This window comes from Bacillus sp. CGMCC 1.16607, from assembly GCF_042683745.1.
Lineage (GTDB): Bacteria > Bacillota > Bacilli > Bacillales > Cytobacillaceae > Pseudoneobacillus.
Genome location: NZ_JBHUJX010000018.1, coordinates 83,199 through 100,734 on the forward strand (window position 1 = coordinate 83,199; position 17,536 = coordinate 100,734).

Below are 17,536 nucleotides of genomic sequence, written 5' to 3' on the forward strand. Positions count from 1 at the left end.
TTCAATTTCTTCTCCCCCTTCCTAAACCTTTGAATCGTTTTTCAGTATTATACGGTTAACCGATATCCCGCTCCCCAGACCGTTTCAATATATTGAGGGTTGGAAGGGTCTAGTTCAATTTTGTTGCGAATTTTTCTAATGTGTACGGTAATCGTCGTAATATCGCCAGAAGAATCTAGCCCCCAAATTCTTTCAAATAGTTCTTCTTTACTAAAGACACGATTTGGATGACGTGCTAAAAAAAGTAAAATGTCAAATTCCTTTGAAGTTAAGGATATTTCTTGATTGTTGACGTAAATTCTTCTTGCAGATTCATCCATTACTAGTCCCCGAATCCTAATTTCCTTTTTTTCTGTAACGCTATTTCCAATTAGCCTCTCATACCTTGCTAGATGTGCTTTCACTCTAGCCACTAGCTCACTTGGACTAAACGGCTTAATGATATAATCATCCGCACCAAGTCCTAATCCTCTAATTTTATCAATATCTTCCTTCTTAGCAGAGACAATTAAGATGGGAATATTTTTTACAGCCCTTACCTGCTTACAAATCTCGAAGCCATCAACCTCAGGTAGCATAATATCAATGATTAATAAGTCATAATCATGATGTAGCGCCTTATCTAACCCTCCACTTCCAGTTATTTGTAAATCAACGTCGTACCCGCTCATTTCCAAATAATCTTTTTGCAATTCCCCAATATCTAGATCATCTTCAACGATTAAGATTTTTTTCATTTTTCTCACCATACTTTTTTAGAGTAAAAAAGATACTTGTTCCTTTATCAACGATACTTTCTGCCCATATTTCTCCACCATGCTCAGTGATAATCTGCTTTGCTATGGCTAAACCAAGACCACTGCCTCCTGTTGAGATGTTTCTTGAAATATCTCCCCTGTAAAAGCGCTCAAATATATTAGGAAGGAAAGCAGATTCAATTCCTGAACCATTATCACTGATTTCAATTTCAACAAACTCCTCATTTTCAATAACACGAATCTTTATTATTTTTTCTGTTTTTTTCATATGTTTGATAGAGTTATCAATAATATTGGTCATTACTCGACTTAAATTATCACGGTCAGCTATGACTGCCATCTTCCCATTATCCAAATTTTCAAAAATGAGTTGAATATTTTTTTCTTCTAAATCAAAACTTATTTCTTCAACAAAATTTTTAATATAACGGTTAAGATCCATATCCTCAAATGTAAAAGGTAATTTTTTTAAATCTAGCTTAGAAAAAAGAAATAGATCATCAATGAGATGATTCATATCGGTTGTCTTTCTTTTGATCGTTGAAAGGTATTTCTCCATTTTTTCCGGAGTATCAGCGACCCCATCCTGTATTCCTTCAATATATCCTTTTATGGCTGTAATGGGAGTTTTTAAATCATGCGAAATATTGGAAATAAGCTCCTTTCGGCTCTCTTCATATTGAAACTGCAGCTCAATCGATTCCTTTAGCTTAAGCCTCATTTTTTCAAATGTGTTACTCAACTGGCCGATTTCGTCCTGTCCAAATTTCTCTATCTTAACATTCAAATTACCTTCACCAATTTGTTCTGCTGCTTTTTGAAGTGAAAATAACGGCTTGCTTATACTTTTTGAAACAAAATAACTTAATAAACCGTTTACTAGAATTAATGATAGAAATAAAAGCCCAAATAATATAGGAAATAAGCTTCTTGTTAATTCTACAAAGGGGCTTACTTCCTTCATTACATACGCACTTCCACTCTTTTGATCCCCAAAAAGGAAATCAAATTTCACGTAGGAGTAATAATGTCCATCAACATTGATTATGTCTCTAACATTTATATTTTCTGGTTCAAACGGAGGAAGCTTTTTGATTTCTTGAAAAGTTTCTAATTTCTTAGAGGTGTATATAGCTTTATTGTTTTTTCGAATGATTAACCCAGAATGTACCGTTCCAAGCTTTTCGTCATATTGTTTTAAAATAGACCGGTTCAACAATTCATCAGATTGTTTTTTTGCTAAAAATTTCACATCAAGAAAAACACTTTCCTCTTGTTCTGTTAAAGGTTTAAGCGCATACTGTCTCGTATACAAATCTTTAATACTGCGTACATCACCTGTAATGGCCATAAGCATTAATAAACCACTGACTATGAAGAAAGCTAGTGTTACGATTAGCATCGTTGTATGTGAAAATATTAATCGCAACCGAATAGACATAGATAAAGCCCCCACATAATATTATTGGAATGTAGCACAAATAGAATAAAGGTTGTCAATCTTAACAAAGACAACCTTTATTCATTTTACTCTAATTAACACGCTACTATTTAAGATTTATATTTATTTTGCCTTTAATGTGACACCTTCTGCTGTAGACCATTGACCTACAGGCTCAATTTTATACGTTTCCCCTGAAGTTAATTTAGCCCCATTTTGAAGAACAAACGTCCCATTTACTCCTTTACGAGTTTGTAGTTCGTATTGTGCAATCAATTCTTTACCGTCTGTCCCGATTAATTTAATTTGACGGAATGCAAACAATTCGTCCATTGGATCTTCTGATAACGTCACTGTTAATTTTGTGTCATCAACTTGGGTAATTGAGTTGATTTTTAATGCCGCGATTTCACCAGCAACAAAAGTGCCTTGTTTAATATTCGTCCAATCGGAAGTAACGGTATATTTGACTCCTGTTTTAAAAATAACACCTTGAGGTAAGCGGAATTTTGGCTCTTGTTTGCCGTCAGTTGATTGAGTGAATCCTAAATAGTTAGCAACCATCGGCTCTCCGCCTTCAGGTGTAATGGTCACGCTTCTGTTTCTTAAAGAAGAGATGATTTGGAATGGTTGTCCTTGATACATATTGTTCTCATCAAGAATAAACGCATCTGCCCCACGTCCCCCAGAATAAGCGGAGATGATGTACCCATAATCAACGACGCCATCTTTCTTTAAGGCTTCCACTTCAAAAGTATCAAAAGAAACTTGACGTGCTTCATTCATATTAATCTTTTCTTCATTACCTTTAAATGTCCCTGCCTGATTGCCTTTATATGTTAATGTATAAGTGGTTCCAGGAATCTGAGTTGTAGTAGGTACAATATAGGTTGAAGTTGAACCCGTTTTTAGACGTGGTTGATTGACAATTGTCAATCCATTATCGAATTTGAAGTTATTAGCTGACACCTCAATACTCTCATCATTTGACGTTAGTGGAGCATCAAATTTAACCTCTAGTGTAATTTTGTTTAAAGCTTTTATTTCTACAACTTTTGCTGCTTCTTGGCGGATCGACTTTTGTGAGATTAGTAATAACTGTGCAGTTTCTCCGCGAGTTGCATGATTCTGTTTAGAGATAAAATCCTTTAGCCAGTATTGAACGGACTTTACGTCTCTTTGAAGTGCTTTTGCCATCATTTGTGCAAGTTCCTCATGGGTTACAGGTGCATTGGGTTGAAATTTAGCATCTTCTTTAATAATACCTAGGGCAATCAGTGTATTTACATAAGAATAGTACCATTTCTTGGAGTACTTACTATCAAGACCTTTGATATCTGTTGCATCTGCTTTTAATCCCAATGAAAGGACGACCATTTTAGCCAACTCTGCTTGGGTAACTTGTCTTTCAGACTTCATCGTTCCGTCCGAATACCCCTGTATTATCCCTTGCTGTGCAAGTTGACGCATTCCCGCTTCTAAATCGATTTGTTGAGTTGCTAAAGTTGCTTGTTTGACAAGATGGTCATTTGCCATCACATTTACAGGTAAAAGCGAACCCATTCCTACTGCTGCTGTTAGTGCTAGTTTTGCAAGTTTCTTATTTTTAAGATTCATGTGTACTCTCCTCCAGATATCTATTATCTAATTGCTTTACATAGATAATGATAGAGCACATATCTTAATAAACGAGAGAAAAGATATTAAGAATTTCTTAACAGAATCGAAACTTTTTCTTATCTTTTCTCCATTTCATAATAGTACGCTAAGCAACAAAAAAAGCCGCGCTCAGGCGACTTTCTTAAAACGGCAATTTTATAATAAATTTTGTTCCTTTACTCGGTTCGCTCGTTACTTCAATATTACCGTTATGGAGATGGACGAGCTGTTTGACAATGGACAGACCTAGACCAAATTCTCCGTATGGGTTGGTCGTTCTTGAAAGATCAGCTTTATAAAAACGGCGCCAAATATTTTCGATCTCGACTGGGTCGATTCCTATTCCCGTGTCTTCAATTTCAATCACTGTTTCATTGGCACCTGCTTTCCCTCTTAACCATATGATTCCATTTTCAGTAAATTGAATACTATTAGTGGCAATATTAATAATAATTTGCACTAACCGATCATAATCTGCATGAACCATCACTTGTTCATCAACATCCATCAATATTTGATTGTTCTTTTCTTCTGCTAGTATTTCTAATTGATCTTTTATAATTTCAAATACTTCAAATAACTGGATCTGTTCTTTCATTAGCTTTACTTGGTTAGACCTAATTTTTTCATAATCTAAGTTTTCATTTACGAGTCTTATTAGTCTTTTCGTTTCTTTACTCACTAACTGCATGCCTTTTTCTTTTTCCTCTTCGGCTATCATATTGTTTCGAAGACCTTCGATGACACCACTAATAGTCGTTAGAGGCGTGCGCAGTTCATGGGAAACATCTGCCATAAACTGGCGTCTTCGATTTTCTAAGCTTTCAATTTCCTCATTCGATGTATTTAATTTCTCTACCATTTGATTAAAATCCTGAGCTAGTTCACCAATCTCATCAAAATTGGAAGAGTCTAATTTTACCGTATAATCGCCTGCTGAGACTAATGATGTCGCCTCTTGGATTCTTTTGATTCGATTAACATGGAATCGTGATAGCACCCAGCTAAGCAATAATGATACCCCGAGTGCAATGAGGACCGTATAAAATAAGTAACGATTAATTTGAGTAATCATTTCTCTTGATCCACTAATAGGGGACGTTAAAAGAATCCCACCAACAAGCTCACCTTCATCTAAGTAAGGAAGAGCTACGAGTGAAACCACTTGATCAAATCGTTTAAAATCTTGTTTGACTATGACTGTCTCACCTTTGGTAATTTTTGTCCATTCCTCTTCAGTAATTTTAAATTTTGGACCTGTTCGCTCTCGTGGAAACAAGATCAATCCGTTTCGATCAAATACACTTAAATAAATATTTCTTGCTAAAAGAACATCATGATACTGAAATAATACATTCTCTTGATTAATCCTAGGGTCTTGAAAATCCTCTAATACATTCTGTCCGTACGTGATTAATTCTTCTACTTTATTTTGGTACACTAATGTTTCCACATAATGAGCAAATAATAAGCTTAAAATTAAAAAGGCAACAATGATAATACTAATATGGCTTAAAAATTGTTGATATATATACTTAATTTTCATTCGTTTCCACCAGAGATTCGTCGAACTTATAGCCTACCCCCCATACAGTATGGAAAAAAGGCTGTTCAGCTGTTCCGATTTTTTTTCGGAGCCTCTTAATATGGACATCTACTGTTCGCTCGTCCCCATAAAATTGATAGCCCCAAACTCTTTCTAAAAGCTGCTCTCTTGAAAAAACTTGGCGTGGATGCTGGACGAAATAATAGAGTAAGTCAAATTCTTTTGGGGTTAAGTTTGTGATGGACTCATTATTTAAGAGAACTTCTCGTGTCTCCTTATTAATTTTTAAATGTTTAGATTCCATTGATTTGGATTCTTCTTTTTCTATTTTTGCATATCTGCGTGCTACTGCCTTTATTCTTGCCATTAATGCAAGCGGACTGAAAGGTTTTGTTACATAATCGTCCGCTCCCATTTCTAAACCGAGAACTTGGTCAGATTCACTGTCTTTAGCCGTTAACATGATGATAGGAATTGAACTATTCTCTTGTCTAATTTTTCGACATAAGGTGACCCCATCCATGCCTGGAAGCATCCAATCGAGGATTAAGAGATCCCAATTTTCTCCTTTAAAACGGTTGTAACCATCCAAACCGTTATGGACAAATTCACCTGATATTCCTTCCTTTGAAAAAAACATTTCAATCATCGTACATACACTTTCATTATCTTCTATCACTAATATTCTCATCCGCTTTGCACCTCTTTATAGAAGTTTCTACTTAAATTAAAGAATGAATTTGCAAGATTATCAACTCTTTTCGGATGATTTCTTTGAATGTTCATGCTTTCTTAATAGTTTATTCATATTTCTTATGGTAACTCTGTTGTACTTATATGCTAAAATCATCTTAAATTCTATAAAAGGGGAAAAGAATGAAAAAAAGCCGTTTATGCTTATTACTTGAGATTTGGCTTGTATCGACAAAGCTTGGTTTGACTTCCTTCGGTGGACCTGTTGCGCATTTAGGGTATTTTTATGAAGAGTATGTTCGTAAACGAAAATGGATGGATGAACGGAGTTATGCTGATCTCGTTGCACTATGCCAGTTTTTGCCTGGACCTGCTAGCAGTCAAGTTGGAATTGGGATAGGAGTTGTTCGTGCAGGGGTGCTCGGAGGAATACTCGCCTTTATCGGCTTCACCCTTCCATCTGTTATTGCTCTCATTTTATTTGCAACTTTGTTTCAAGGTTATGAGATTGCAAATGCTGGCTGGATACATGGTTTAAAAATTGTAGCCGTTGCCGTTGTTGCCCATGCGATTATCGGTATGGCAAAAACTCTCACTCCTGACCTCCATAGAAAGTCACTTGCTTTAGTTGCCTTACTTGTAGCTTTACTTTGGCAAAATACCCTTACTCAAGTAGGGATTATCCTAGTTTCAGGAATTATTGGTTATTTCTTATTTAGAAATCAGGACAAATTTGTGGATTCGACTATTGAGGTACCTATTTCACATATCTTTTCTTCACTATGTCTACTTCTTTTTTTCGGATTGCTTGTTTTCTTGCCAATTATGGCTAGGTTTACTACTTTTGAGTGGATAGACGTGTTTGACCGATTTTATCGATCTGGCTCTCTAGTATTTGGTGGTGGCCATATTGTTTTACCATTACTAGAAAGTGAATTTGTAACTACAGGCTTGTTAAATGAACAAACCTTTTTAGCGGGATATGGAGCAGCTCAAGCGGTTCCAGGTCCATTATTCACTTTTGCCGCTTATATTGGTGCTGTGATGAATGGTTGGAAAGGTGGCATTCTGGCGACCGTTGCTATTTTTTTACCTGCTTTTCTTTTAATCTTTGGTACTTTACCTTTTTGGACTTCTTTGCGAAAAAATCCCAAAATGAAAAGTACTTTAATGGCTATCAATGCGGCAGTAGTAGGTATATTAATTGCTGCATTTTATCAGCCGATTTGGACAAGTTCTATTTTTAAACCTATCGATTTTGCTTTAGCAGCTCTACTTTTTAGCATGCTTACTTTTTTGAAATGTCCCCCATGGGTCGTAGTGTTGGCAGGGGCAATCGGTGGTTATTTAATATTTGTGAATGCATAGGGCAAGCATTTCTGCTTGCCTTTTTGCTGCTCGTTGAAGTGGAAACTTTTTTTCAAAAAATATGTATTGACAATATAGTTAACGACATCTTATAATTTATCTCAGATTGACATATCTTGAATTTGAGATAAACAAGATCAAAATATATTTATAAAATGGAGGAATACAAAATGACAATTTCAAAATGGGCTTTAGATGCGGCGCACAGCAGTGTTGACTTCTCAGTTAGACATATGATGATTGCAAAAGTGAAAGGGTCTTTTAACGACTTCAATGCAACAATTGAAGCAGACCCTACTGATTTAACTACTGCAAATATTCAATTTACGGTTAATTTATCAAGTGTGGATACACGCAATGAGGACCGTGATAATCACTTACGTTCTGGTGACTTCTTTGATGTAGAAAACCACCCTTCTATGACTTTTGTTTCAACTACGATCGTTAAAACAGGTGATGGGGAGTATGACGTAACTGGTGACTTAACAATTCGTGGCGTTACACGTCCTGAAACATTTGTTGTAACCTATGAAGGTACAGGAAAAGATCCTTGGGGCAATGAGAAAGTTGGATTTAATGCAGAAGGTAAAATCAAACGCAGTGAATTTGGATTAACTTGGAATGCTGCTTTAGAAACAGGTGGCGTACTAGTTGGAGACGAAATCAAAGTTTCACTTGAAATACAGGCTGCGAAACAAGCTTAATATTTTAGTACATTAAAGCGGTGGGGGACTGTCCCCCGCCGCTTTAATGCGATAAAGGAATTTATTTATTATGCTTTGGGTATTTTCCAACGAGGTGGATGGCGCTAATGATGCGTTTATTAATCCATTTTCGATTTTCATTCGTGTTTAATTGCTCAAAAACTCTCATTCTTCCCTCATCCGTTGTAACATAATGGCTTGGTAAAGTATTTAGGCTTAGTGCAATGATATCGTTTATACATTTCTTACATTGGCAAAAGGTTTGGTATTCTGTCCCCATCATTAGAACTGTTACTAGGGTAGAAACCATCTCCTCCATCACATTTACATAATCATTATCCAACTTCCTCACTACCTTCCGAAGAACCATATTCCAATCTTAAATCAACAATCGTACTATTCATCTGATGCATATTTTGTTGGAGTGACAATTATTTTATACAGAATTTGTGGAAGTCTTAGCTTAATCGTGCTGTCAGTATATTTTTTCTTAAACTTGTAAAAATAATAGGGTCAAATCATCCTAATTAAGTGGATTGGAAGTGAAATAATGGACCAAACTTTAGGATATTTAAGGGAGACTTTGTCAAACTATACGGAAGAACATGCAATTTGTCAACGAATGTATGAGAAAATAAAACAAAATCATTACACTTCAGAAGGGGCTTTTGTCAGAGATTTATCAGCAACTGAAATCGATTTCTTAAACAAAATCCTTCCTGACGAAATACACTATGCTAAGCAAGAGCAGGATCAAAAACGTGCACATGAATTAAATGAAGTATATGAATTATTATTATAAATTATTTGGAAGCTAAACTTACATAAAAAATGATAGGAGTGCGAATGATGGATAAAAATAATAAAAATTTAAATCTTGCCGGCAGAAATTATCAAGTAGATGATTATAAAAAGGAGAACGAGCTTTCATCAGGTTTAGCAACTACTCATGAACAAGTTAGTGATTCTTACATGGAGGGAGAAAGTTTTTCATTAGTAGGAGATATAAATGGAAAAAATGTCTCTATTCCTTTGGACGACGATAGTGAAAATAAGTAAAAAATTAAAACAGCTTCTACATCTTTCATGTAGAAGCTGTTTTTCTATTCTTCTTTATCCTTCTCAACATAAGGATCATGTTCATATGCGGGCAAATCCCCAAATGTGGTCATGACCCCTTCCTCATCGAGCTCTTGTTCATATTTTTCATGCTCGGCGTTAGGAAAAATCGTCACATTGTTCCCATGCATATCATTACCAACGAAGTTCTCAAAGTCCTCCACATAGCCGATATTTTCATCCGATTCGATGTAAACATCACTATAATGTCTTTGTGGATCGATGAAATCAGAAGGTGTTTCTGAAGTCCCCCAGCGGGCAACCTCTTGCCATGAATCCTCAGCATCAAATGCCACATCTTCATCTTTTTCATCCATATCAAACCTTCCAAATGGAGGTGCTAAAACTTCTTCTTCGATAGGCCGATTATAAGAGATATGTTGATCAGGACTATGTTCAATACAATAGGTGGTAGTTGGTAATGCCTCTAGTCTTTCAATTGGAATATCCTTACCACATTCCTCACACTTCCCATAAGTCCCATTCTGGATAGCTTCAAGAGCATGATTGATACTTCCTAACTCCAGTTTTGCATGCTCCTCTAAAGCAACATCCTTTTCCCGTTCATATAAAGCTGTTCCTTCGTCTGCAGGATGGTTATCATAGGTAGATAGTTCCCCTAATGATTCCTGGTAATGAGTTTTATTAAGATCAAAACTACTTACGAGAAGTCCCTCAACCTGTTTTTTTTCATTCATTAAATAAGCTTTAAGCTCGGAAAGTTTCTTTGATGAAAGCATTTCTTTACCCCTTTCGGTTCTTCTCATACCACTTTTCGCCCTATACGATATATTGTTCCGTTTCAAACGGATACCATTCAACTAAATTCAGCCGTTTGAAGCATAGAAAATGTTATTTTGAAAAAAATAATGGTAAATATTCTTTGAAGGTGGTAAATATAATGGTAAACGAAGACTTCAAAAAATTCCGTGAGGTACAAAAAAAGCATGAAGGTATTTATATAGGTGGAAAGAATCAGCCACAGGGACTAAATGATGAAAGCTACAATAACCAAGAAAATACCGACAAATCTGTTGGTGCAACAGGTCTTCAAGAAAAAGGGTAAGAATCTTTACTCTTTTTTTATGTTGTCTCACCCGAGATTCCTAGTTGGAAGTACCGAATTGTGCTAAAATTGGAAATAATAAAAATTTCATAAACGGAGGAATTCAATGAATATCCAAAAGTGGCAACTCCCATTACAAACAAGTACTTTAATCATATCATTTATGGTATGGGTGTTGATTTCTTCCTTAATTCCAAATATTAGATTGGACATCCCCCTAACAGATGGTCAAGTTGCTTTAGTAACAGCGGTACCTGTCATTTTAGGTTCATTACTTAGAATTCCCTTAGGAATCTGGACGACCCGATTTGGTGCTAGGGCAATGTTTATTATTTGTTTTATCGCTTTACTTTTCCCCGTTTTTTTCTTAAGTGTTGCCAATAGTTATTCAGACCTCATTATCGGCGGGTTATTTCTAGGAATAGCAGGTGCAACTTTTTCTATCGGGGTTACTTCACTACCTAAATACTATCCGAAGGAAAGACATGGTTTTATTAATGGGATATATGGGGTCGGAAATATCGGAACCGCCATTACCGCGTTTTCCGCTCCGATTGTCGCTAAACAAATTGGCTGGACAACTACGATCCAACTGTATCTTATCTTACTCCTAGTCTTTGTTGTCTTAAATTTTTTAATCGGAGACCGAAAAGAATCTCGAGTAAAGACTTCCTTAGTTGAACAGGTTAAAGGTGTTTATAAAAATGAAAAATTATGGTTTTTAAGTTTTTTTTATTTTATTACTTTTGGTGCTTTCGTTGCTTTTACCGTCTATTTACCAAACTTTCTTGTGAAAAACTTCGAATTAGACCCTGTGGATGCTGGGTTTCGGACAGCCGGATTTATTGCTTTAACGACTTTTGTTAGACCATTAGGCGGATGGTTGAGTGATAAGTATAATCCTTTCGTTATTTTAATGTTCGTTTTCGGTGGTTTAACTCTATCAGGCGTTCTTTTATCCTTTTCTCCTACCATTGGACTGTATACTATTGGATGCCTAACCATTGCTTTTTGTTCTGGTATTGGGAATGGGACTGTGTTTAAACTTGTTCCATTATATTTTTCTAAACAAGCAGGAGTAGTAAACGGAATTGTTGCGGCTATGGGTGGTCTTGGAGGCTTTTTCCCTCCACTTGTTTTGACTTTCGTTTTCAATATTACTGGACATTATGCGATTGGATTTATGGCTCTTTCTGAATTTGCGCTTGCAAGCCTTGTCATGGTTCTATGGGTTTATTATCAAGAAAAGCTAAGCCTTGCTAGCAAGATTATTGAAAGCACAGCAGAAGGAATGATGGTTACAGATACAAACGGTGTCATCCAGAATATTAACCCTGCCTTTTCAAAAGTTACTGGCTATAAGCCTGATGAAATTATCGGGCAAACGCCAAGTATTTTACAATCCGGACGTCATGACAAAGATTTTTATCATAAAATGTGGGAAACCATTCATAAGGAAGGATCTTGGAAAGGCGAAATTTGGAATAAACGTAAAAATGGTGAAATCTATAGAGAATGGTTAACCATTAGTGAAATTAAAAACGAAGCAGGCGATGTTAAAAACTATGTAGGACTGTTTAGTGAATTAAAATGATCATATGTGCTATACAATTAAAGAAGACTGATTTTAATCATTTATTAACATCAGCCTTTTTTCTTTGATCATCCACCAAAAAAGAAATCAAGGACATTACTACCTGTTGATGAATTTTTATTATAAAACTCCGAATAACCGCAATTTTTACAAAAGACCACTAAGAATTGATTATTTTGAATGTCAAACATTTTTGATAATCCTGTGCCTGTCATTGCTACTTCTTTTGAACCTGCATCTCTACTTCCACATTTAATACATCCCTTTTCACTCATACTATCCCAACTTTCTAGTTTAGTTGGTTTATTTTACGGATCACTTATACTATTTGTTTCAAAAAAAGAAAAAAGACTAATTCATTTTTCTGATGAATTAGTCTTTTTCTTTTTTCGCGCATTAACGGGCAGTAATTCCCCCACCTCAAGGTAATGAGTGAAACTAGATATCCTAGGTGGGGGACAACTGCCCGTAAAAGCCCAACGAAGGACAGGATGTCCTAGTCAGGCGAAGGCACAGGACGTGCCGTTCTGAGCGTAATTAGTTTAACTAACCATCAGAGGGGGATGAAGAAAACCCCCTCTGATGGAAGTTTCACTTTATATTACAGCCATGAAGCTCCTACAATAATTAGTAGGATGAACAATACAACGATTAGGACGAAACTTCCGCCGTAACCTCCACCATATCCATAGCCACAGCCGCCGAATCCATATCCATAAGGCATTTGACTTCACCTCCATCTAATCTAGGATAACGTCTCATTTCTAATATATGAAAAACATAAAAATTGGTTAGGGAAATTACTCAAAAAAGAATATAAAAACCCTTAAATTTTGTTTAAGGGTTTTTACGATTTTATTTTTCTAAATGATATTTGTTTAATAATTCATCTAATTCTTGACTGCATTGTAAAACGGAAGGATTGGTATAACCATACAGAGAGGCTAAATTGATCATGGAGAGTCTCATTTCTTCAATTTTATTTAATAATGAATTAGCATATGATTTCATATGAATCCCCTCTTCTCTGTTATTTTAGGGCAGGACTATATTACTACTAATTTAGATGTTTATGGAGAGAAAGACAAGTAAAATATATTAATTAAAATAAACAAATTTGTGAACAATCGTACGAAATTATTTATTGAATGAAACTTGGATGATTTTTTCACTTTCGTTCTTTTAAAAAGATTAGTTACTGTCCATAATGTTTAAAGTAATTGGACGGAAGGTGGTGGAAGGATGCATCATACATTATATTTATTATTTTTACGATTACCCCCAGTAATACGAATGTTTATCCTTGCTACAAGTTTTATTTTATTATTTGGATGGATCATACATTTAGTGGAGCCTAAAACTTTCCCCCACTATTTTGATGGAATATGGTGGGCAATTATTACGGCTGGAACGATCGGCTACGGAGACTTTGTTCCCGTTACTACAATTGGAAAAACAGTCGGAATTATATTAATTTTCCTAGGGGCGGGTTTTTTCTCATCGTATTTTATAAGCCTTGCCTCAACGGCAGTTTCAAAACAAAATGATTTAAAAGAAGGGAAACTTTCTTTTTATGGGGAAAGTCACATGATTATTATTGGTTGGAATGAACGTTCCCGAAAGTTAACGAAGGCCCTTCTCCATTCCGAAGATTTTAAATGTATCGTCATTATTGATGAAACCTTAACTGAAAGTCCGATACCTAATAAAATGGTTCATTTTATCCATGGTCGGGCATCAAAGGATGAGGTCTTACATAAAGCGAATATACAAACAGCAAAAAAAGTCCTTATCACATCTGATCAGCACAAGGATGAACTAGATTCAGACATGAACGGTATACTAACACTCATCACAATCAAAGGCCTAAACCCAAACCTTCCCTGCTTAATCGAAATCCTTACTGTAGACCAAGTAGAAAATGCCAAAAGAGCTGGTGCCGACATCATCATCGAAACCAACCAAATCGTAAGCAAATACATATTAGAAAGCCTAAGCAACCCTTTATTACATTAAAGCAGTGGGGGTCAGTCCCCCACCGCTTTAACTTGGTAAAGAAAATTATTGTAGGGCATTTTCTAATTGGCTTACTAATCTTTTTCCTCGATCGATTTGATTTTCGGGGAAGCTAGCGTCTTTGTCTACTGGTTCTTGGAATTGGTTAAAGGAAGCCGTCCAATTTGAAGATTGTGCATCTTCCTCTATCCCTCCTTCATAGACATGTGATAACAAAAATGGTTTTTGCAACTCTACAGTACAATTTCGAGAATCAAGTTGGCCGTCGATAGCTTTGAACGGTACTCTTAAAAACTGATAGCCATCCTGATCATCCAATTTGTAATCAAAGGAACCATGATCATAATCCCAGTTTCCACCGATGCTATATCCAAGTGGCTTTAAAATTTGCTCCAGTTTGTAAAGATCATATTGTCTTCCTTCAATCGTTGATTCAATTTCAATCATCTTATTCCCTCATTTCCCTTTTTTCTTAGTTTCTCCTCCATCTGGTTATTTCATGAGTGAAATAAGAAAAAGAGCGCAGGAATGAAATTTCCCACACTCTATATCAACTTATTTCAAACGTTTTTCCAGCTCTGCCTTTTTCTCTTCAAACCCAGGCTTCCCTAAAAGGGCAAACATATTTACTTTATATGCCTCAACTCCTGGCTGGTCAAATGGATTAACTCCAAGTAAATATCCACTCATCGCACAAGCCTTTTCAAAGAAATAGACTAAATAACCAAATGTGTATTCATCCATCTTTGGAATGGAGACAATTAGATTCGGAACCCCACCATCTGTATGAGCTAAAAGTGTCCCTTCGAATGCCTTATTATTAACAAAATCAATCGTTTTGCCTGCTAAATAATTTAATCCATCCAAGTCGCTGGCAGCCTCTTCTAACAATAATTCATGTCTTGGATTTTCCACTTTAATGATCGTTTCGAACAAATCACGGCGTCCTTCTTGTACGTATTGTCCCATCGAATGTAAATCGGTTGAAAAATTTGCAGATGCTGGGAAGATTCCTTTCTGATCCTTTCCTTCACTTTCCCCAAATAATTGTTTCCACCACTCAGAAAAATATTGAAGACCTGGCTCATAGTTAATGAGCATTTCAATCGTTTTTCCTCTGTTATAGAGCGCTTTTCTAACGGCTGCATATTGATAAGCAATATTATCTTCAAGCTCTGATTCGCTTAAATCCTCGCTCGCTTTGGCAGCACCCTGCATCATATCCTCAATATTCGCTCCACTTACAGCAATAGGTAATAGCCCAACAGCTGTTAGCACTGAATATCGTCCACCTACATCATCTGGAATAACAAAGGATTCATACCCTTCTTCTGTAGCTAACGTTTTTAACGCACCACGAGCCTTATCTGTCGTCGCATATATGCGTTTACGCGCTTCTTCTACTCCGTATTTTTCTTCTAGTAGCTTTCGGAATATACGGAAGGCAATAGCCGGTTCTGTTGTAGTCCCTGATTTTGAAATGACATTAATTGAAAAATCTTTCCCCTCTAACAGATCCATTAAATCCGTCATATAAGTCGAACTAATATTATTTCCAACAAATAATATTTGTGGGGTTTGACGTTTTTCCTTTGGCAAAGCATTGTAAAAACTGTGCTGAAGCATTTCTAAGGCTGCTCTAGCTCCTAGATAAGAGCCCCCAATTCCAATAACTAATAAAACATCCGAATCCGACTTAATTTTATCAGCTGCCTTTTGAATACGTTTAAATTCTTCTTTGTCGTATTCAGTTGGTAGTTCGATCCATCCTAGAAAATCACTGCCAGCTCCTGTCTTTTCGTGCAGGGAATGGTGGGCTACTTTTACAAAATCACGTAAATATGTAAGTTCATGTTCTCCAAAGAATGATAAAGCCTTCGAATAATCAAAGCGAATATGTGTCATGTAAGATCCTCCGTCATGATTAGTTTCATTTACCACTTTAAACAACTTAGATAGGATAATCAAGAAACTCTATGAAAAAATGGCCCCATACAAAAGGGCCATCTTCTCATTATAAAGATGCTCGCAAAATAGCGACTACATCCTCTCGATTCAATTTTTTAAAATTACCAAATTCGCCATTTACCATTGCTTTATCGGCCATTAATTCAATTTGTGCATCATCAATTTCGTAATCCGCTAATCGAGAAGGGGCACCAATACTTGACCAGAATTTACTTAACTTATCAATTCCCTCTAAACCTGCTTCTTCATCGGTTTTTCCAGATGGGTCAACACCAAAGACTCTTACTGCAAGCTGTTTAAATCGAGCTGGATTTTCCTTTAAATTATGTCTCATCCAATGAGGGAAAAGGATGGCGAGTCCTCCTCCATGAGGAATATCGTATACCGCTGATACTGCATGCTCAATATTGTGTGTCGCCCAATCGCCACGATAACCCATTTGCAGCATTCCATTTAGGGCAATTGTTCCGCTATAAAGAATCGTTTCACGATGGTCATAGTTTTCGAGATCTTCCACTAGCTTTGGTGCTACTTCCATCACTGTCGTTAATGTTGATTCACAAAGACGGTCTTGAAGAGCCGTATTTTCAACTTGATGAAAATATTGTTCAAAAACATGGGACATCATGTCAACTATTCCATAAATTGTCTGGTCCTTTGGAACCGTAAATGTATTTGTTGGATCAAGGATTGAGAACTTAGGGAACGTTAAAGGGCTTCCCCAGCCATACTTTTCATTTGTTTCCCAGTTCGTAATGACAGAACCTGAGTTCATTTCTGATCCAGTTGCCGCTAACGTTAAAATCGTTCCAAACGGCAAAGCCTCTTTCGCAAATGCCTTTTTCACCACTATATCCCAAGCATCTCCATCATATTTTGCTCCTGCTGAGATGAGTTTAGTACAGTCAATCACACTTCCACCGCCCACAGCAAGGATGAATTCAATACCTTCTTCCTTACAAATTTGAATACCTTTTCGAGCAGTAGAAACTCGTGGATTAGGCTCCACACCAGCAAGTTCGAAAACTTCTGCATTCATGTTCTTCAAAACAGCCATTACTTGGTCATAAAGACCGTTTCGTTTAATGCTTCCACCACCATATACGAGTAACACTTTTTTCCCATATTGCGGGATTTCATTTTTTAATTCTTCTATTTGACCTTTCCCAAAAATTAATTTTGTTGGATTCCAAAATGTAAAGTTTTGCACAATCCTCACGCTCCTTAAACTTATTATGAAAGAAAAAATATTGTTTTGCAAAAAGACTGCACTTTAATTTTTACAATAGATTGACCTTTATGCATAAAATAAAATTTTTGTATCACTCTAATTAGTGAATCCACTTTTAAGGAGGAAATAATATGAGTACGATCCAACGTCTTGCACTAGTTCTTACCATTATTGGAGCGATTAATTGGGGTTTAATCGGATTTTTCCAATTTGATTTAGTAGCTTCAATATTTGGTGGACAAGACTCAACCGTTTCCAGAATTATTTATGGTCTAGTTGGACTGGCTGGATTAATTAATCTAGGTCTTCTATTTGTTCATCGAGAAGAGCGCGAACGTGTACCAGAGGCAGATTTAAGATAAATTTTTAGAAA

The 17,536-nt window shown here is 36.1% G+C and carries 21 protein-coding genes; 8 read left to right on the forward strand and 13 right to left on the reverse strand.

Translation table 11 applies throughout. The features are described from left to right. Positions 1-47: 47 nt before the first annotated feature. From ACFSO7_RS10610 to ACFSO7_RS10630, 5 genes are all read right to left on the reverse strand, one after another. Complete coding sequence (locus ACFSO7_RS10610) at positions 48-737, reverse strand: response regulator transcription factor (RefSeq protein ID WP_377877268.1); 690 nt, start codon at positions 735-737, stop codon at positions 48-50. Further along, a complete protein-coding gene (locus tag ACFSO7_RS10615; protein WP_377877269.1) occupies positions 715-2,199 on the reverse strand; it encodes a sensor histidine kinase in 1,485 nt (494 codons plus the stop codon). The genes ACFSO7_RS10610 and ACFSO7_RS10615 overlap by 23 nt, the downstream gene beginning before the upstream one ends. A gap of 123 nt (positions 2,200-2,322) precedes the next feature. After that, entirely contained in the window at positions 2,323-3,816 is a 1,494-nt protein-coding gene (locus ACFSO7_RS10620; protein WP_377877270.1) for an S-layer homology domain-containing protein, read from the reverse strand. Positions 3,817-4,000: 184 nt separating this feature from the next. Continuing rightward, positions 4,001-5,404, reverse strand: coding sequence for a sensor histidine kinase (locus ACFSO7_RS10625; RefSeq protein WP_377877271.1), 1,404 nt, complete (start codon positions 5,402-5,404; stop codon positions 4,001-4,003). Beyond that, on the reverse strand, positions 5,394-6,095 hold the full coding sequence (locus ACFSO7_RS10630) for a winged helix-turn-helix domain-containing protein (RefSeq protein ID WP_377877272.1): 702 nt from the start codon (positions 6,093-6,095) through the stop codon (positions 5,394-5,396). Before ACFSO7_RS10630 ends, ACFSO7_RS10625 begins: the two co-directional genes overlap by 11 nt. Positions 6,096-6,280: 185 nt before the next feature. Between ACFSO7_RS10630 and chrA the strand changes: the two genes are divergently transcribed. After that, positions 6,281-7,465: a chromate efflux transporter gene (gene chrA / locus ACFSO7_RS10635; protein WP_377877273.1), complete on the forward strand. Its 1,185-nt coding sequence runs from the start codon at positions 6,281-6,283 to the stop codon at positions 7,463-7,465. 170 nt (positions 7,466-7,635) lie between these two features. Beyond that, positions 7,636-8,169 carry a YceI family protein gene (locus ACFSO7_RS10640; protein ID WP_377877274.1) on the forward strand — a complete coding sequence of 178 codons (534 nt, stop codon included), beginning with the start codon at positions 7,636-7,638 and terminating at the stop codon, positions 8,167-8,169. A gap of 61 nt (positions 8,170-8,230) precedes the next feature. On the opposite strand, the gene ACFSO7_RS10645 is transcribed toward ACFSO7_RS10640, so the two are convergent. Further along, the gene (locus tag ACFSO7_RS10645; protein WP_377877275.1) at positions 8,231-8,512 is read right to left on the reverse strand and encodes a late competence development ComFB family protein; all 282 of its coding nucleotides are present in this window, start codon (positions 8,510-8,512) and stop codon (positions 8,231-8,233) included. Positions 8,513-8,719: 207 nt separating this feature from the next. Here ACFSO7_RS10645 and ACFSO7_RS10650 point away from each other — a divergent pair, with 207 nt between their 5' ends. Then, the gene (locus ACFSO7_RS10650; protein ID WP_377877276.1) at positions 8,720-8,971 is read left to right on the forward strand and encodes a sigma-G-dependent sporulation-specific acid-soluble spore protein CsgA; all 252 of its coding nucleotides are present in this window, start codon (positions 8,720-8,722) and stop codon (positions 8,969-8,971) included. Between the two features lie 47 nt (positions 8,972-9,018). Beyond that, a complete protein-coding gene (locus tag ACFSO7_RS10655; RefSeq protein ID WP_377877277.1) occupies positions 9,019-9,228 on the forward strand; it encodes a YozQ family protein in 210 nt (69 codons plus the stop codon). A 44-nt stretch (positions 9,229-9,272) separates the two neighbouring features. On the opposite strand, the gene ACFSO7_RS10660 is transcribed toward ACFSO7_RS10655, so the two are convergent. After that, positions 9,273-10,028 carry a TraR/DksA C4-type zinc finger protein gene (locus tag ACFSO7_RS10660; RefSeq protein WP_377877278.1) on the reverse strand — a complete coding sequence of 252 codons (756 nt, stop codon included), beginning with the start codon at positions 10,026-10,028 and terminating at the stop codon, positions 9,273-9,275. A gap of 161 nt (positions 10,029-10,189) precedes the next feature. Here ACFSO7_RS10660 and ACFSO7_RS10665 point away from each other — a divergent pair, with 161 nt between their 5' ends. Further along, positions 10,190-10,354, forward strand: coding sequence for a hypothetical protein (locus ACFSO7_RS10665; protein WP_377877279.1), 165 nt, complete (start codon positions 10,190-10,192; stop codon positions 10,352-10,354). A gap of 106 nt (positions 10,355-10,460) precedes the next feature. Beyond that, entirely contained in the window at positions 10,461-11,948 is a 1,488-nt protein-coding gene (locus ACFSO7_RS10670) for a nitrate/nitrite transporter (protein WP_377877280.1), read from the forward strand. Between the two features lie 68 nt (positions 11,949-12,016). Here the strand turns inward: ACFSO7_RS10670 and ACFSO7_RS10675 are convergent, their stop codons facing one another. From ACFSO7_RS10675 to ACFSO7_RS10685, 3 genes are all read right to left on the reverse strand, one after another. After that, a complete protein-coding gene (locus tag ACFSO7_RS10675; RefSeq protein ID WP_377877281.1) occupies positions 12,017-12,223 on the reverse strand; it encodes a zinc ribbon domain-containing protein in 207 nt (68 codons plus the stop codon). 326 nt (positions 12,224-12,549) lie between these two features. After that, positions 12,550-12,672, reverse strand: a complete 123-nt coding sequence (locus tag ACFSO7_RS10680) for a YjcZ family sporulation protein (RefSeq protein ID WP_377877282.1) — start codon at positions 12,670-12,672, stop codon at positions 12,550-12,552. Positions 12,673-12,803: 131 nt separating this feature from the next. Beyond that, positions 12,804-12,959, reverse strand: a complete 156-nt coding sequence (locus tag ACFSO7_RS10685; RefSeq protein WP_377877283.1) for an aspartyl-phosphate phosphatase Spo0E family protein — start codon at positions 12,957-12,959, stop codon at positions 12,804-12,806. Positions 12,960-13,190: 231 nt separating this feature from the next. On the opposite strand from ACFSO7_RS10685, the gene ACFSO7_RS10690 reads away from it, so the two are divergent. Further along, entirely contained in the window at positions 13,191-13,964 is a 774-nt protein-coding gene (locus ACFSO7_RS10690) for an ion channel (protein WP_377877284.1), read from the forward strand. 45 nt (positions 13,965-14,009) lie between these two features. Here the strand turns inward: ACFSO7_RS10690 and ACFSO7_RS10695 are convergent, their stop codons facing one another. From ACFSO7_RS10695 to ACFSO7_RS10705, 3 genes are all read right to left on the reverse strand, one after another. Further along, positions 14,010-14,411: a YugN-like family protein gene (locus ACFSO7_RS10695; RefSeq protein WP_377877285.1), complete on the reverse strand. Its 402-nt coding sequence runs from the start codon at positions 14,409-14,411 to the stop codon at positions 14,010-14,012. A 108-nt stretch (positions 14,412-14,519) separates the two neighbouring features. After that, positions 14,520-15,869 carry a glucose-6-phosphate isomerase gene (locus ACFSO7_RS10700; protein ID WP_377877286.1) on the reverse strand — a complete coding sequence of 450 codons (1,350 nt, stop codon included), beginning with the start codon at positions 15,867-15,869 and terminating at the stop codon, positions 14,520-14,522. 109 nt (positions 15,870-15,978) lie between these two features. Then, the gene (locus ACFSO7_RS10705) at positions 15,979-17,142 is read right to left on the reverse strand and encodes an iron-containing alcohol dehydrogenase (RefSeq protein WP_377877287.1); all 1,164 of its coding nucleotides are present in this window, start codon (positions 17,140-17,142) and stop codon (positions 15,979-15,981) included. A 152-nt stretch (positions 17,143-17,294) separates the two neighbouring features. Here ACFSO7_RS10705 and ACFSO7_RS10710 point away from each other — a divergent pair, with 152 nt between their 5' ends. Next, positions 17,295-17,525 carry a DUF378 domain-containing protein gene (locus ACFSO7_RS10710; RefSeq protein ID WP_377877288.1) on the forward strand — a complete coding sequence of 77 codons (231 nt, stop codon included), beginning with the start codon at positions 17,295-17,297 and terminating at the stop codon, positions 17,523-17,525. Positions 17,526-17,536 lie beyond the last annotated feature (11 nt).

What these genes read in the sequence shown, in the direction of transcription:
- ACFSO7_RS10610 (WP_377877268.1), bottom strand. Translation starts at nt 737, where the DNA reads ATGAAAAAAATCTTAATCGTTGAAGATGATCTAGATATTGGGGAATTG.
- ACFSO7_RS10615 (WP_377877269.1), bottom strand. Translation starts at nt 2,199, where the DNA reads ATGTCTATTCGGTTGCGATTAATATTTTCACATACAACGATGCTAATC.
- ACFSO7_RS10620 (WP_377877270.1), bottom strand. Translation starts at nt 3,816, where the DNA reads ATGAATCTTAAAAATAAGAAACTTGCAAAACTAGCACTAACAGCAGCA.
- ACFSO7_RS10625 (WP_377877271.1), bottom strand. Translation starts at nt 5,404, where the DNA reads ATGAAAATTAAGTATATATATCAACAATTTTTAAGCCATATTAGTATT.
- ACFSO7_RS10630 (WP_377877272.1), bottom strand. Translation starts at nt 6,095, where the DNA reads ATGAGAATATTAGTGATAGAAGATAATGAAAGTGTATGTACGATGATT.
- chrA (WP_377877273.1), top strand. Translation starts at nt 6,281, where the DNA reads ATGAAAAAAAGCCGTTTATGCTTATTACTTGAGATTTGGCTTGTATCG.
- ACFSO7_RS10640 (WP_377877274.1), top strand. Translation starts at nt 7,636, where the DNA reads ATGACAATTTCAAAATGGGCTTTAGATGCGGCGCACAGCAGTGTTGAC.
- ACFSO7_RS10650 (WP_377877276.1), top strand. Translation starts at nt 8,720, where the DNA reads ATGGACCAAACTTTAGGATATTTAAGGGAGACTTTGTCAAACTATACG.
- ACFSO7_RS10655 (WP_377877277.1), top strand. Translation starts at nt 9,019, where the DNA reads ATGGATAAAAATAATAAAAATTTAAATCTTGCCGGCAGAAATTATCAA.
- ACFSO7_RS10660 (WP_377877278.1), bottom strand. Translation starts at nt 10,028, where the DNA reads ATGCTTTCATCAAAGAAACTTTCCGAGCTTAAAGCTTATTTAATGAAT.
- ACFSO7_RS10665 (WP_377877279.1), top strand. Translation starts at nt 10,190, where the DNA reads ATGGTAAACGAAGACTTCAAAAAATTCCGTGAGGTACAAAAAAAGCAT.
- ACFSO7_RS10670 (WP_377877280.1), top strand. Translation starts at nt 10,461, where the DNA reads ATGAATATCCAAAAGTGGCAACTCCCATTACAAACAAGTACTTTAATC.
- ACFSO7_RS10675 (WP_377877281.1), bottom strand. Translation starts at nt 12,223, where the DNA reads ATGAGTGAAAAGGGATGTATTAAATGTGGAAGTAGAGATGCAGGTTCA.
- ACFSO7_RS10680 (WP_377877282.1), bottom strand. Translation starts at nt 12,672, where the DNA reads ATGCCTTATGGATATGGATTCGGCGGCTGTGGCTATGGATATGGTGGA.
- ACFSO7_RS10685 (WP_377877283.1), bottom strand. Translation starts at nt 12,959, where the DNA reads ATGAAATCATATGCTAATTCATTATTAAATAAAATTGAAGAAATGAGA.
- ACFSO7_RS10690 (WP_377877284.1), top strand. Translation starts at nt 13,191, where the DNA reads ATGCATCATACATTATATTTATTATTTTTACGATTACCCCCAGTAATA.
- ACFSO7_RS10695 (WP_377877285.1), bottom strand. Translation starts at nt 14,411, where the DNA reads ATGATTGAAATTGAATCAACGATTGAAGGAAGACAATATGATCTTTAC.
- ACFSO7_RS10700 (WP_377877286.1), bottom strand. Translation starts at nt 15,869, where the DNA reads ATGACACATATTCGCTTTGATTATTCGAAGGCTTTATCATTCTTTGGA.
- ACFSO7_RS10710 (WP_377877288.1), top strand. Translation starts at nt 17,295, where the DNA reads ATGAGTACGATCCAACGTCTTGCACTAGTTCTTACCATTATTGGAGCG.